We start from the raw sequence: 14,879 nt of genomic DNA on the forward strand, positions 1-14,879 counted from the left end.
CTACCTAACGAAGATACGCTGTACCGAAATCCTTCGTGCCGCCAGGATGGACAGTTGCTGATAGTATTTTAACAAATACAAGCCGTATCCAGCTTAAAAACGGTAATCAGGCGCTTACTTGCCATATAATCAATGGCATTATAGCCACGAAGCAGCATTTCATTCGCCACTTATCCCATATGCAGACTAAAGACGAGGCCGTAACTGAATTTGTACCCCGACTAGGGTTGCTCGACGCCACGATGATTGTGGCCGGGTCGATGATCGGGTCAGGTATTTTCATTGTCTCCGCCGAGATTACCCGGAATGTGGGCGGTGCCGGCTGGATGATCGCCATGTGGGCGCTGGCCGGTATCGTCACCGTGATTGCGGCAGTCAGTTATGGCGAACTGGCGGCCATGTTTCCGAGGGCAGGGGGCCAGTACGTATACCTCCGCGAAGCCTATAATCCGCTGGTTGGCTTTCTCTATGGCTGGTCGTTTTTCACCGTCATTCAAACCGGAACGATCGCTGCCGTGGGTGTTGCCTTCGCCAAATTCACGGCCTACCTGATCCCGGCGTTCAGCGAAGCCAATTACCTGCTCGACCTTGGTTTCTTTCGCCTGTCGGCGGCCCAGCTAGTGGCGATTTTCGTCATCGTTCTTCTGACATACATCAACAGCCGGGGTGTGAAAGACGGAGCCGCCCTGCAAACGTTTTTGACGCTGGTAAAAATCGTATCGCTGTTCGGCCTGATCATCTGCGGATTCATCTGGGGCGTGAATGGCGAAATCTGGAACGCTAACTGGCAGAACGCCTGGCACTTATCAAACTTCACCGTAAGTAGCAACCAGCTTACGTCGACGCCCATTTCGGGACTGGCGGCGCTGGGTGCCATTGCCATCTCAATGAAAGGCACGCTCTTTTCCAGCGATTCGTGGAACAGCATCACCTCCATTGCCAGTGAAGTAAAACGCCCGCAACGCAACATCGGCCTTAGCCTGGTGCTGGGTACGCTGGTGGTCACGGTGATCTACATGCTGGCCAACCTGATGTATCTGGCAGTGGTACCGCTGAAAGACATTGCCTTTGCCCCCAGCGACCGGGTGGGCGTGGTGGCGGCCGACTATATTTTCGGCAGCAGTGGCACCATCATTATCGCCATCATGGTCATGATCTCTACCTTTGGCTGTAATAACGGCCTGATTCTGTCGGGTGCGCGGGTGTATTACATCATGGCGCAGGATGGGCTGTTTTTCAGGAAAGCGGGCATACTGAACAAAAACGACGTACCTAGCTTCAGCCTCTGGATCCAGTGCATCTGGGCCTCTGTTCTGTGCCTGACCGGTGAGTACAACAACCTGCTGGCACTGGTGATCTTCGGCGTCTTGATTTTCTATATTCTGACCATTCTGGGCATTTATCGCCTCCGACATACGCGCCCCGACATGCCCCGCCCCTACAAAGCGCCCGGCTACCCCTTTCTGCCAGCCGTTTACATCGCCGTTGCGCTGGCATTAGCGGTCTTACTGCTCATTTTCGAAACAGCCTACACGCTACCCGGTCTGGGCATTATTTTATCCGGGGTGCCGGTATATTATCTGCTCATCCGACAATCCGGCAGGGCGGAATAACAACGCGTGAGCCATTGATAAAACAGGGGTGTGAGCAATACGATTCAACCTTCTTCAGCCTGCACGATAACCCAAAAACCTACCGACCATCATGCTTTTCCGCCTGCACCAACGCATCGATCTTCCCGTAGTATATCAGATACTGGTGCTGGTTGCCGGTATGGCTTCTCTCGCTACGGCGCAGACGCCAGCCTCGTTTCGGGTACCACTTGGTGGCAATAGCTGGATAAGAACAGCAACGGGCAAGGCGGCCACCCTCACAAAAGACGGATTGTCTGACTGGACAAACCCGGCCAACTCAATCGACACCTACGTGCGCTTCGAGAAAGCAGGAATGGTACGGCTGTCAACGTACCTGCGGGTGCCTACGGGGAAAAGCAGACTACGGGTGAGCCTTATGGGCCAATCAAAAGAGGTTGACGTTCAAGGCGCTGATCTTGCCGAGCACGAGTTGGGAATCTGGCCGGTTACCAAACCGGGGTACGTGACGATTAGCCTGCAGGGAATCAGCAAGACCGGAAAGACTTTTGCCGATGTGACCGATGTTGGCATCAGCGGCGAGCCGGTAGATGAGCAGACCTCGTTCGTACGCACCAATGACGGTAACTTTTTCCACTGGGGGCGGCGGGGACCGTCTGTTCACCTGCGTTATCCATTGCCGGCGGATACCGAGGCCGAGTGGTTTTACAATGAAGTCACGGTACCGACGGGTAATGACGTGATCGGCTCCTACTACATGGCTAACGGATTTGGCGAAGGTTACTTCGGCATGCAGGTCAATTCGCCTACCGAACGACGCATTCTCTTCTCGGTATGGAGCCCCTTCCAAACGGATGATCCGAAATCGATTCCTGACGATCAGAAAATCAGGCTTGCACGGAAAGGAACGGGGGTTATCACCAACGATTTTGGCAAAGAAGGTGCTGGTGGTCAGAGCTTTCTGCGATACAACTGGCAGGCAGGCCAGACCTACAAATTTCTCTTACACGCGCAGCCCGGGCCCGACAGCTACACCACCTACACCGCTTATTTTGGCGCGCCCGATTCGGCTAACTGGCGATTGATTGCCAGCTTCAAACGCCCCAAAACCACCACGTACCTGAAATCGCTTTACTCCTTCCTGGAAAATTTCACTCCGGAAACCGGCAACCAGCAACGCGAAGCCTACTTTGGTAATCAGTGGATCAGACGTAAGGAAGGACAATGGCAGGAACTCACAACCTGCCAGTTTACGGGCGACAATACAGCCCGAAAATCATTTCGAAAAGATTATGCGGGTGGACTGCAAAACGGCCGATTCGTCCTCCGAAACTGCGGATTCTTCGATGACTATACCCCGCTCGGCTCACCGTTTACACGACCCGCCACCAACCAGGCTCCGACGATTGATCTAGACAGGTTGCCCTGAACGACCAGTAACCAGAACGCTCATGAATACCCTTCGAACAGGCGTACCTGACATGCGAAGGAGAGAACCCCATAAACCGAACGTCTCCAGGAACGTACCTGGCCCGTTGTCAATCCAGGTTTTTCGACGGGATGGTGTAGGCTGACAGGCCAGCGATCAGCAGTGGAACAGAGAACAGGCAGAATAGTAGCGAAAAGCTTAGGCCGGCATCTGACAGAATACCGAACAGCGCAGGCCCCAGAATAGCCCCAAATCGGCCGATGCCCATGGCCAGCCCAACGCCGGTGGTGCGTATAACCGCCGGATAAACCCGGGCGGCGGTTGGGTAATAACCGTTGAAGCCCCCCTGCACGAAAATGCCGATGAAGAACGTCATCACGAACATCAGCAGGTACGTCATCGGCAGGCTCGCGTACAGCACCATGATGCTGAAAGCGATGACCATAAAGGCCAGAATTAACCGGCGAAGGCCAACGCGTGCCACTGCCATCCCGAAAATCAGGCTACCTGAGAAGGCGCCTACATTCAGGGCCGTGCCAACATACGTGGCCATGTTGAACGGCATACCGGCCTCTTTCGCCAGTGTCGGCACCCAGCTCATCAGGGTGTAAAGCGTAATGAATCCGAAGAAAATACCCACCCAGAGCCGAAGCGTTGACGCGCGGTATTCAGGCGTAAATAAAACGGAAATGGGTACGGTGGAGCGAAGACCCGTTGCCTCCGGTAAAAAATCGAGGGCGCTATGCCCCATTCGCGTCAGCAGCGCGTTAATCTGCCGATGGGCATTACGGGGCTGACGACCGGCCAGAAACGCCAGCGATTCGGGCATGAACAGCATGATGCTCAACAACATCAGCGCCGATACGCCGCCCGCCGCCAGATACGCCGACCGCCACCCGTACGCCGGAATTGCCCAGGCCGTGAAAAAGCCCGCCAGAATGGCCCCGATTGGCCAACCCGCCTGCACCAGCCCGACGTTGAAATCGCGCCGTTTGTTGTTGGAAAACTCCGCCGCCACTGCTGCCAGGTTAGGCAGTATACCACCAATGCCCAGCCCCGTCACGAATCGCATCAGGAGCAGTTGCGTATACGTACCTACCACCGAGGCCAGCAACATACCCGCCGTAATAAAACTCAAAGAAATGATGAACAACGTGCGTCGACCAAGCTTATCGCCAAACGGAGCCAGAAAAAAACAGCCGATCGTCATGCCCGCCAGCCCCACACTGAAAATATACCCCAGTTCACTTTTCGACAGCCCCCACTCGCGCACAATCTCCGACCCCGTAAACGACACCACCAGCACATCAATACCATCATTCATGTTCAGAATGAAACAGATAGCCACCATCAGCACCTGAAACGGACTCATCGGATGGGTGTCGATCAGGTTTTTCAGATCAGCCTGAACGGTTTCGGCAGTGGGTGATTGAGTTAACACGGACATGAACTGACAGATTCGGCGGTTACGATAAGGGTAAACTGGTAATCAAATGGTAATCAGAATTTTAGTCTCATCGCCCAATGCCGCTATTTCCAGCGCCTGTTGCAGGTTATCGAGCTCCATCTGCGATGAAATGACGAATGACGGTCGAATTACTCGTGAAGCAATTAATTGGATGGTTCGACGGAAATCGGCCGGGTGATCATAAACGATCGACGGCACGATGTGAATGCCTTCGCGGGCAATTTTGAGAGGCGTAAACGTAGCCTCTTTTGTTGATAAGCCAACCAGTACAACCTCTGCCCCGCGGGGTACCGCCGCCGTGGCGAGCGATGCCGTAGCCGCCGTCCCTGCACACTCGAACACGGCGCAGACGTTGTTGGCTAACCAGGCATCGGCCACGGCGATTTGCTGATCAACAGGGGGGCCAGACGGGCTTACGGCCACAGCGCCCATCGTCTCGGCCAGTTGCCGTTTAGCGGCATTCAATTCGGTAACGAACACCCGGTAACCCAGCGACAACGCCAGATGCGTGAGCAGCAAGCCGATAGCCCCCAGCCCAATAACAGCGATCGTATCGCCCGGTTTGGCGCTCGATCCCAGTAGCGCATGTAAGGCTACGGCCATTGGTTCAACGGTCACCGCATCGGCATCGGAGACGGAGTCGGGTACATGCCAGCAGAAATCGGCGGGCAGCACAATGTATTCGGCAAAACAACCCGCTTCGTTCACGCCAATTACGCGCTTGTTTACGCAGATATTACTCCTGCCCGACCAGCAGTACTGACATTGCCGACAGGGAATGTTAGGTTCGATTACGACCCGCTCACCCACGGAACGCCCTGTTACGCCAGCACCAAGTTTATCAAGTTGCCCAAGCCCTTCATGGCCGATGATCGTTGGTTTGTCGAGAAGGCGGTGGCCCAGAAACAGGTGCACATCTGACCCGCAAATACCAACCTTTCTGAGTTTCACCCGCACTTCGCCTGCTCCGGGTTCCGGAAGGGGCCTGTCGAGCAACTGAATTTGATTGGGAGACTGGAGGAAAGCCGCTTTCATGACGAGTCGATACGTGTGATCACGCAAAGAAAACACCTTAACCGTTGCCCGCGCCCGCTAATTCGTCGCCCGATTCACCGGGTTTATCCTGAACAGGGCCTGGTTGGCCCTCATTCAGGTGCGTGCATACTGGCAACCAGCTAGGTTTGATACCAAAAACCAAGATTCCAGCCCATTGCTGGTAAACTGATCTCCCCAATGAACCTCCTGTCTACCATTTCCCTGGCGTTGTTTATGTTAAACCTGGGCACCGCTTTCGGCGCAGGTCTGTACGAAACCCGCATTGTGCTTCCCCTGTGGTTCGAACGATCGGCGGCGGGCAACTATCAGGTACGTACAAGCGTCATGCGGGATATAGATACGGGCCGGAAGTTCTGGGGGTTTGTTACAACGGTCCCGCTGACTCTATTGACCCTGGCGAACCTTATTCTTGCCTGGCAATCGTCGGATCCGTTTCGTACGTGGTGGCTTGGCGCAGCACTGCTAACGCTCGTTGAACGAATCGGCACCTTCGCTTTTTTCATCCCAACCGCCATTCGATTACAACAGGCAGACCAGCTTTCTGCCACCCGTGCATCCCGACTGGTAGCGTTATGGCTGCGTTTGAATTACCTCCGCAATGCCATAACGCTCATTGCCTGTTGTCTGGCGCTGGTAGCTGTCTCGATTAAAAATTAAGCTACTGGTTTTCGGACAGCTTACCACTTACTCGACCTTGAAATGAGGGTTTTGAATAATGCCCAATGTGTTGCCGAATGGGTCGTTCAGCGTTGCCACTATGATATCACTGCCCACATGCTGCGGTTCCTGTTGAGCCGTGGCACCAAGCGTCAGTAACGCCTGCCAGGTGGCCTCTACATCGGCTACGCCCCAGTACGAAACGGGCGTTCCCTCGGCGGGGGTAAGGTCCGGGTCCAGGCCCAGTTCGTAGCCACCTACGTTGAAACCAACATAGAACGGTTCGTCAAAATAAGGGGCGATTCCCAGAAATGCAGTGTACCAGGTTTTGGCCTGTTCCAGATCGGGTGCTGCGTAGATGGCTGTTCGAAGGCCGAGGAAAGATGATGCCATTGGGTTGACGATGTACTGATGAGAGCAGGCTACAAAAATAGCCTTTTGCTTACACATAGCGCAATGAAGGTGCACCATCACAGGTTGCGCCGTACAGGATACCCACCAGAACGTACCTACGCAGAGCAGGAAAAGCGGAGGGCTGGCTACATAGTAGAAGTGAGTCGCTGGAGTTTCTCCCACAAATCGACCTGAGGCAGTAGCTGAAGCCACGAACACAGCAGGAACATAGCCCACCAATAGCCAAGTTGCCGACGCGCCGACACGTTATTCCACCGGCTGATCCAGACCATCGCAACGCTGAGCAGCGGTACTGTAGCAGGGGCCATCAGTCGGGCGTTCGGGCCGTTGAACGGACTGATGAATCGCAGGGCAAACAGGAGGGTCAGGTACGTACCGGCAGAGAAAAGCAGCACGCGTAACCACTGCCTGTCGGTCTGTTTCCAGTCGGGAAGCGTATCTCGCTGCGGCTTCAGTCGTGACCCTATCCACCCGATCAGGGCAACCTGCGCCAGCAATCCGACCAGCACCAGTAAGGCAGGCTCGCCGGGGATATAATCGCGAAGCAGGAGTAATTCATTCATCGGTGCCAGCACCATAAGGTACACCTTCTCCCAGATCGTTTCATCTGTTTCGTAGAACCGTTCTCCACCATATGGAGATGTAGAGAGCTGGCTGTTCAGGAAGAAATAACCCAGCATGAAAGCGGCCATGCTGATGCCGTAGGCCAGATCGGCTCCAATTCGCAGGCGGGCCACCGCCCAGCCTGTACGCCGATACGAAGCCAGGGCCATCAGGCCATACACGATAACCACGTACCCACCAACGTACCTGAGCAGAAACAGTCCGATCGTCAGCAGAAGCAGGATACCAACGTACCTGTATTGCGCCCGTCCAGACCGTATCGGCTCAACAGGCTGGCTCATAAACCAGCTCCATTCGAGCAACAGGATCAGAAACGCCCATTCAGACCAGGTGTACGTCAACATCCTGACAGAACTGCCCAAGACCAAAAGCGAGCCTATCCAGAGAGCACGTCGCGCCCCGATCCGTTGCCGCCAGATGGCCAGGAAAACGCCCGTCAGCACAATGTTCAGCAATTTAGACGCTACCAGCAATGACGTACCTGTAGCAATGGCCAACGTACCTATAAGCAACGGATAGCCCAGCGGGAAGGTCCCATCCCAGCCGGTTGCCACATGCCCATACTGATTGCCATCCAGCCCAACCAGCCAACCCGCAAACGACAGGTAATACGTTGAGTCGGGACTCAGGTAGTGCGTGGGATTAATGTAGGTCAGCCAGACTATCAGGCTACTGATGAGTAGCCATTGCGCCCCTAACCAGCCATCGTCCTGCTTCATCGGGCCAGTATAATTCGTCCGGTAAGCTGCTTCTTTGCTGTGCCGTCGAAAGCACTATAGCCCGGAATGTCGAGGTGATAGAGATATGACCCCGCCGCCATCGGAACACCCGTATCGTTGGTACCATCCCATACGAACTCGTTGGTACCCAGCGCCGTTGGCAACAGAATAGTACGTACTGCCCGCCCGGCCAGATCAAACAGATGAAGCGTTACGGGCTGGGGCGTTTGGCTACCCGTTAGCACGTACCTGATCGTGGTTTGGTACGCAAATGGGTTCGGTGCTACCGTAATCGCCTGCACAACCGCCGCCTGTTTCACCACAAACCGGATGGCATATGGCTGGGCCCGGTTTCCGCTCAGGTCGCTCCCGTAGACTTCCAGCGTATAAACGCCGTCGGGCAGTGGTTGGGCCGGGCGGTAATTGAGCCGGAACGTGCCGCCGGTATTACTCCAGGTTGCATTGCTGGCCGATACCACCAGTTTTTCAAATGAGCAGGGTGGTTGCGTACAGGGGCGTTGCAGATACAGTTCGAGGCCAGCGGGGTCAGTGCGGAGCAGGCGCGGGTTTTCGTCAGCAACCAGCACCGTGATCATGGGTTGTGGGGCTACAAAGGCATCATTGGCAATTCGTCGGCCATCGAAAGCGACCTCGACTACCGGGGCTGTATTATCCACATCGAAGGGCAGGTTGGCAAGTTGTCCGTCACTCTTTACCTGCAATACGTTGTTGTCTTTTCGTTCTTCCTCAAACCGACCGTCGGCGTCGGCATACAACTCAAAGAATGTACCCGCCAGAGTGGCAACAGGCATGGTTACCCGGAGCGTATCCGAAAAGGCCGACGCGTTGACCGTTTTTTTCACTTCCACCAACAACTGCCCATTCGCCGCGTATTGTCTGATCCGCACCTCCGGCCGCTGGCTTATGCCCCGGCCCAGGTTTAGCGCAACCGCCGTAAGTGTCAGCGAGTTTGGCTGCGCTTTTATCTGAACACCGCCATCCGAAAACGTCAGATCAGGGCGGCTGAACGGAAAGAGTCGTACGGCCGGATCGCCCTGAAGCGTAATCTGTTCAGCGTTGGTTTTATCGTAGATCGAGTTATTAGTCAGCATGTATCGCCGGATACCCTCTACCTGAATCTCGCCAAACGATCGGGCATACCAGGTGCTGTCGGTCATCACGCTATAGAGGTTATCGGTGTAGGTTTTCAGCGAACTGGCAAAGCCGTTATACGTATGGGCAAGGGCCAGAATAGCCCCCCGATCCGGGGTGAGCACCCAATCTGAAATAAAGGTTTTGGGACCGAAATAGAAGTTACCCGACGCACACCCGTTCGCCAGTAGCAGCGGATACCGGCCTTTGTTTCGGTAACCGAGCCGGTCATTGCTAACATACCCGATATCGATATCGGCCACGTCGAGACTGGAGTGGCCAAACATCGAGATCATCCCAACGCCTTTGTTGATCTGATCAACAATCGGAATATTTTCCACGGGGTCGTCTGTTCGTTTCGACACCGTTTCGACGCTGGCACTGACGTATTTTCGGGTAATGTTCGCCGTAAATTCATCAACGAATGCCCGAAATAACCCCAGTTCGTAGGCAGACCGGCCACCACTCAGGTGGAGCATTTTTTTACGCCAGGGAGCCGTAGTGGCGGCAGCTTCGTGCTCTTTCACTTTGTTCAGGTAATCGAGCACCTGCTGCGGCTGTGTAACGTTGAGCCGACCAACGGCAACCGCAGGTACGTAGTCGGGGCGGCCATTCAGGCCGGTTACCAGTGCCAGATCTGAGCCGGGCCAACCGCCGCTGGGCACCATATCGAGGCTCCCGGCCAGCGGGTTTTTACGCACTCCCTGTGGATCGCGCGACTGTCCGATCAGCAGCAAGGCGCTCGGTGATCCGTTACGACTGATGTAATCAACAAACCGCCGGATGGCAATGGCGTTACGTTCGCCATAGCTAAACTGGTTGAACACCTGGTCGATCATCACACTCAGCGTATCATAACTACCACCAGCTTTCGAGGCGCGGTAAGCAGCGTAGGCGGCCACCGCGTTGGGCGAAGCCGTTGTTGATACCGCCAATGACGGATGGGCCACGATCAGGAAGCCCGCTTTGGCCGGGTTGATGGTTCGAAACGCAACCCGCTGCAGGCCAATCACCGGCAGCACTGTACTGGTCATCACCAACTGACGTGGTATAGTTGCCGCTCGAATCACACCCGTCCAGGTGCCACTTGTGAGGGTGCTATTGACCAGCGTACCTGAAATAACCGACGTCTGCCCAGGTGTTGTGATGTCGAACACGCGCCCTGTCATCAGAACGTTCGTTAGCCGTAATAAAGCCCGCCCGCCCGCAACCGGGTCGGTCCTGAACTCGCGATACGAATAGCCGCTCAGGTCTGTCTGGTGTGGGTATTGTGCGCGCAGATAGGCCATCGAAACTTCTTCATCCGTAATCTGTGGGCTCAGACTACAGATCACCCGCCCCCCATCAGCCACATCCGTTGCCGATAACGGAATGGTCAGCGTAAGCGGATCATAGTTGGCACTTTTTGCCAGCACCAGCGTGCGTGGCTTTGCCCCCTGCCCCACCTGTATCTGCACGCTATGGAGCGTAGGCGTCCGGCCAATGTATTGAACCGTTAGCGTGGGGGTGGCCAAACTGGTGCTGAGCATCTTAGTAAGGGTAATGGCCTGCTCGTACCGGGTCTGTGCTTTTACACTCGTTCCCATCCAGCCTTCACCAACGTCGTAGGCTGTCAGAATGGCACCGTTACTATAGCCCGCTCCCATCGGGTAAATATTACCTGCCGGATATTGGTCGGTGAAGACCCGCACATCCTCGGCCCAGACATAGGGCTGGGGCGTCAGTCCGTTGGTAGTGATATCCGTATAGGTAGCCATCCGTTTACCGGGTTGTGCATCCAGACGGGTAGTCAGAAAATAAGCCGTAGTGTCGGAATAGAGGCTGTAATAGGCATGAGGCTGCGCCGAAGCCGGGCGATACAGCGCCGAATCCTGGGCGCCGTCATTACCGCGGCCAAGGAACTCGATATAGTCTGAGGCGTCGAATTTCCCGTCGGTTTCCCCTTCCACCAGAATAGCCTGCTCAACACCCCGGTGGAATAGTTGCAGTGTTTTGGGATCAAGGGTGGTTACGGGCAGTCCAGCTTTTTGCAGATCGCTGAACGTGATTCGATAGAGCCCCTTCTGCGCTACAGGGATTTTATAGTAGGTCTGCTGGAGATTTATCCACTCGTTGCCGAACACCGGTTTTTGGGCGTTAGCGGCAACACTGCACAGAAAGATGAACAGGTACAGGTAAACAGGTAGTCTCATACGGTGGCGTGAAAAACAGCAACAAGGTACGGTGAATTGGTTAATGGTTGACTAGTCAGTTGATTGGTGGACTGGTTGGTTGATTAGTGGACTGGTTAATTGGTTGGCTGGTTAATTGGCTGGTTAATAGGAAAGTTAGACGAGTTGATCTATAAATATGTACCAGTCCACCAATTAACCATTTACCAGTTCACCAGTCCACCAATCAACCAGTCCACCAATCAACCAGCCAACCAATCGACCAATCAACCAGTCCACCAATCAACCAGTCTACTTCTCATCCCTGATAATCCACCATTCATACCAAAATACTACTATTCCGAGTCAAGTACCTTGCATCACAAAGTACCTTATAGTATGTTTGTTTCATCCATTGACCTATGACCCACTACGGCTCATGAATATCGAAAACGCGCAGGTCCAGATGCGAAAAGGCATTCTGGAATTCTGCATTCTACACATCATATCAAGGGGCGAGATCTACGCCTCGGATATGCTCGATGAGCTAACCTCCGCCCGCATCATGGTGGTCGAAGGAACGCTTTATCCCCTGTTAACGCGCCTGAAAAACGCCGGGCTACTCGATTATAAATGGGTAGAGTCGACCTCGGGGCCACCCCGCAAATATTATATGCTCACCGAATTAGGTCGAAATTCGTTAGAATCGCTAAATGAAACCTGGCAGGAGCTTTCCGACTCAGTAAAGCTGATCGTAAACCGCGCTCAGGCCAACGGCGGCAGTACGCCACCAACCATACAAACCGCGGTAGATGTGCAACCGGCACCGGCTATCGTTGTCCCTGCTGTGATCGTAGACTCAACGCCGGAACCCGCAACTGACACGCCCGACTCGGCTCCCGAGTCGGTCAACATTGTCATGCCCGAACCTAAACAAGATCAATAAGCCCCCTTTACAACCATGAAAAAGACCATCAGCATTAACATCAGCGGGGTGATCTTCCATATTGAAGAAGACGGCTACGAGAAACTGAAAAGTTACCTCCAGTCAATTCAGCAATACTTTTCGACCTACGACGACAGTCAGGAGATTGTTACCGATATCGAAAACCGGATTGCCGAAAAGCTCCTCAATAACCTGAAAGGTGATGATAAAACACCCGCCCGGCAGGCAGTAACGCTCGAAGACGTAAACGGACTGATTGCCAAAATGGGTACCGTGGCCGACTTTGAAGCCGTTGAAAACGACGAAGTACTGGTTACCGGCAGCAGCCGGGCTAAAACGAATCCGACACCCGGCACCCAGCCTCGCACGAACGTACCTGACGCCGACGTACCTGGCAAAGAGCGGACAACCAACGCTCCGCCGCCGGGCACCAGCTACAGCTACAAGAGCGGTAAATACGAGTATGAATACCAGCGCGACGCCAACACCGGCAAAACGCAAACGTCCTATTCGTATGATGGCCGCAAACTGGCCCGTGACCTGCGCCACAAAACGCTGGGTGGTGTAGCGGCCGGTCTGGCTCACTATTTCCGAATCGATCCGGTCTGGGTCCGGGTGCTGCTCGTAACCCTGGTCATCGGTTTTCCCGCGTTGAGTAACGGTTTGTTTCATGATGGCCGCATGGGTTCTCTCTCAGGCGTCACGATCCTTGCCTACATCCTGCTCTGGGCCTTTCTTCCCGGCGATTCCACCCTCGAAGAAGAAAAGGGTATTCGCAAATTCTACCGCAACCCCGACAATAAGGTCCTGGGGGGCGTGTCGTCGGGGCTGGCCGCTTATTTCGGCGTCGAGATCAGTATCGTTCGTATCGCCATGGTGGCTAGTGTATTCGTGGCCGGGTTCGGCATTCTGGCCTACATCGTGCTCTGGATGGTAGCGCCGGAAGCCCGCAGCGTAACCGAGAAGATGGAAATGACCGGTAAGCCCATCACACTCAGCAATATCGAGAGTAGTGTAAAAAGCAGCCTGAACGTACCCAGTTCCGCTCCGGAAAGTGGCCTGACCCAATTACTGCTCTTCCCTTTCCGGGCCATTGCTGCCATATTCTCTGCCTTGGGGCGCCTTTTCGGCAAAACACTGGGCGGGCTGGGCAGCGTCATCCGCGTCTTGTTTGGCCTGATCATGCTCCTCGTCGGCTTCAGCTGCATCCTTGCCTGCCTAACCGTTTTTGGGGCTGGCATTGGCATTATGTCGGGCACCAGCTTTGGTGATGGCGATGGTATTCCGCTTTCGCTTCTGCGTGAAGACACCAGTTTCCTGACGTTAATAGCCGGATTTATTTTTGGCGTTCTCCCCAGTCTGGCGCTGACCCTGACCGGCCTGATCGTAATCACCCGCAAGTCGTTCCTGAACGGTAATACGGCCCTGACGCTGCTGGCTATATGGGTTATCAGCGGTGTCATCCTGGCCACAACCATTCCGCAGATTGTTGGCGAATTCAACCGCCGTGGCAAGGTCGAAACCACCGAGATTCTACGTCCGTCGGGCACGCCAACCTTTACAATCAACGATACCGATAATGACGGCGATTTCCACACCCGCCCCCGGATCGAACTGCTGGGGTACCCCGGTACCGAGATCAAGATTATTCGCGAAGCAACCGCACGGGGACGTACCCGGGCTCAGGCAGTAGCCAATGCCCGTGAAATCCAGTATGTACCGGCGGTAACCGATTCACTGGTGAAGTTCAGCGACGAATTTGTCCTGCCTGAGGATGTTCGCTTCCGCGATCAGGAGTTGAACGTGCGTATCTACATTCCGTATGGCAAGCCATTCCATATGACGTCTGAGTTTGCCCGTTATATCATCAACCGATTCGACGACCGGGAATTCGACGCAATGCCACAGAGTCTCTGGCAGTTTACCGCCGCCGGGCTGTCGGGCGTTGGCTTCGAGCGCACCCTCGATAAGGAAGATGAGCAGGGTAATGATGACCAAAATGATGACGATGACAACGATGACGACGTTGATGTTGACACTGATGGTGAATTGACCCGCCCCATGATTCCTACCTCTGGCACCGCTACCGCCGCCCCGCGCACCGTATCGATTTCGGGTAATTTCGGGGTACGTTTCCAGAAAGGCACCATCTTTAAAGTAGACGGCAATGGCAGCGAAGAAGGGCTGAACAAGGTGACCGTTACGAATGAAGATGGTACGCTCCGGATTGAACAGCGCGACAATAACGACGGCCCCACCAACCGGATTGGGTTGACAATCACCCTGCCTACGGTAGAAGTGGTCCGGTTATCGGGTCAATCAGAAGCACGCCTCTCCGAATTCGATGCTCTGAATACCCTGACGCTCGACCTGTCGGGGAATAGTAAGGTGTTTGTCAAAACAACGGCTAAAGCAATCACGACCGACCAAACAGGCTCCTCCAAGATTGTTCTGCGCGGCAAAGCCGATCAGGTGCTGGCTACGCTGTCGGGCGCAAGCAGGCTACAGGCCAACCAGATACGCATTGACAGGGCCGACATCAACGCTTCCGGCGCCAGCGTTGCCCGTATTGGCGAAGTGAAAAACCTGACAAAAAAGACCACCGGCGTCAGCCGGGTAAAGCAGACCAACGAACGGGATTGAGTATCTTTACAATGAACAATTAGCACTGG

The 14,879-nt window shown here is 54.6% G+C and carries 10 protein-coding genes; 5 read left to right on the forward strand and 5 right to left on the reverse strand.

Annotated elements, in window-relative coordinates; translation table 11 throughout:
* Positions 1-179 precede the first annotated feature (179 nt).
* Together J2I46_RS05605 and J2I46_RS05610 are read left to right on the forward strand one after the other, a co-directional pair.
* Positions 180-1,613 carry an APC family permease gene (locus tag J2I46_RS05605; RefSeq protein ID WP_207327950.1) on the forward strand — a complete coding sequence of 478 codons (1,434 nt, stop codon included), beginning with the start codon at positions 180-182 and terminating at the stop codon, positions 1,611-1,613.
* A 91-nt stretch (positions 1,614-1,704) separates the two neighbouring features.
* A complete protein-coding gene (locus tag J2I46_RS05610) occupies positions 1,705-3,021 on the forward strand; it encodes a DUF3472 domain-containing protein (protein ID WP_207327952.1) in 1,317 nt (438 codons plus the stop codon).
* A gap of 109 nt (positions 3,022-3,130) precedes the next feature.
* Here J2I46_RS05610 and J2I46_RS05615 read toward each other — a convergent pair whose 3' ends face one another.
* Both J2I46_RS05615 and J2I46_RS05620 read right to left on the reverse strand, forming a co-directional pair.
* Entirely contained in the window at positions 3,131-4,468 is a 1,338-nt protein-coding gene (locus J2I46_RS05615) for an MFS transporter (RefSeq protein WP_207327954.1), read from the reverse strand.
* A 42-nt stretch (positions 4,469-4,510) separates the two neighbouring features.
* On the reverse strand, positions 4,511-5,524 hold the full coding sequence (locus J2I46_RS05620; protein ID WP_207327956.1) for a zinc-dependent alcohol dehydrogenase: 1,014 nt from the start codon (positions 5,522-5,524) through the stop codon (positions 4,511-4,513).
* A gap of 198 nt (positions 5,525-5,722) precedes the next feature.
* Here J2I46_RS05620 and J2I46_RS05625 point away from each other — a divergent pair, with 198 nt between their 5' ends.
* A complete protein-coding gene (locus J2I46_RS05625) occupies positions 5,723-6,202 on the forward strand; it encodes an anthrone oxygenase family protein (RefSeq protein WP_207327958.1) in 480 nt (159 codons plus the stop codon).
* 27 nt (positions 6,203-6,229) lie between these two features.
* On the opposite strand, the gene J2I46_RS05630 is transcribed toward J2I46_RS05625, so the two are convergent.
* The 3 genes from J2I46_RS05630 to porU2 all read right to left on the reverse strand — a co-directional run bounded on the left by J2I46_RS05630 (position 6,230) and on the right by porU2 (position 11,303).
* The gene (locus tag J2I46_RS05630; RefSeq protein ID WP_207327960.1) at positions 6,230-6,595 is read right to left on the reverse strand and encodes a VOC family protein; all 366 of its coding nucleotides are present in this window, start codon (positions 6,593-6,595) and stop codon (positions 6,230-6,232) included.
* Between the two features lie 146 nt (positions 6,596-6,741).
* Entirely contained in the window at positions 6,742-7,959 is a 1,218-nt protein-coding gene (locus J2I46_RS05635) for a hypothetical protein (protein ID WP_207327962.1), read from the reverse strand.
* Complete coding sequence (gene porU2, locus J2I46_RS05640; protein ID WP_207327964.1) at positions 7,956-11,303, reverse strand: putative type IX secretion system sortase PorU2; 3,348 nt, start codon at positions 11,301-11,303, stop codon at positions 7,956-7,958. Before porU2 ends, J2I46_RS05635 begins: the two co-directional genes overlap by 4 nt.
* A 397-nt stretch (positions 11,304-11,700) precedes the next feature.
* Between porU2 and J2I46_RS05645 the strand changes: the two genes are divergently transcribed.
* Together J2I46_RS05645 and J2I46_RS05650 are read left to right on the forward strand one after the other, a co-directional pair.
* Positions 11,701-12,207: a PadR family transcriptional regulator gene (locus J2I46_RS05645; protein ID WP_207327966.1), complete on the forward strand. Its 507-nt coding sequence runs from the start codon at positions 11,701-11,703 to the stop codon at positions 12,205-12,207.
* 15 nt (positions 12,208-12,222) lie between these two features.
* Entirely contained in the window at positions 12,223-14,850 is a 2,628-nt protein-coding gene (locus J2I46_RS05650) for a PspC domain-containing protein (RefSeq protein ID WP_207327968.1), read from the forward strand.
* Positions 14,851-14,879 lie beyond the last annotated feature (29 nt).

This window comes from Fibrella forsythiae, from assembly GCF_017353175.1.
Lineage (GTDB): Bacteria > Bacteroidota > Bacteroidia > Cytophagales > Spirosomataceae > Fibrella > Fibrella forsythiae.

Coding starts and splice junctions, on each gene's coding strand:
- J2I46_RS05620 (WP_207327956.1), bottom strand. CDS start 5,524: ATGAAAGCGGCTTTCCTCCAGTCTCCCAATCAAATTCAGTTGCTCGAC.
- J2I46_RS05610 (WP_207327952.1), top strand. CDS start 1,705: ATGCTTTTCCGCCTGCACCAACGCATCGATCTTCCCGTAGTATATCAG.
- J2I46_RS05625 (WP_207327958.1), top strand. CDS start 5,723: ATGAACCTCCTGTCTACCATTTCCCTGGCGTTGTTTATGTTAAACCTG.
- J2I46_RS05630 (WP_207327960.1), bottom strand. CDS start 6,595: ATGGCATCATCTTTCCTCGGCCTTCGAACAGCCATCTACGCAGCACCC.
- J2I46_RS05650 (WP_207327968.1), top strand. CDS start 12,223: ATGAAAAAGACCATCAGCATTAACATCAGCGGGGTGATCTTCCATATT.
- J2I46_RS05645 (WP_207327966.1), top strand. CDS start 11,701: ATGAATATCGAAAACGCGCAGGTCCAGATGCGAAAAGGCATTCTGGAA.
- J2I46_RS05605 (WP_207327950.1), top strand. CDS start 180: ATGCAGACTAAAGACGAGGCCGTAACTGAATTTGTACCCCGACTAGGG.
- J2I46_RS05615 (WP_207327954.1), bottom strand. CDS start 4,468: ATGTCCGTGTTAACTCAATCACCCACTGCCGAAACCGTTCAGGCTGAT.
- porU2 (WP_207327964.1), bottom strand. CDS start 11,303: ATGAGACTACCTGTTTACCTGTACCTGTTCATCTTTCTGTGCAGTGTT.
- J2I46_RS05635 (WP_207327962.1), bottom strand. CDS start 7,959: ATGAAGCAGGACGATGGCTGGTTAGGGGCGCAATGGCTACTCATCAGT.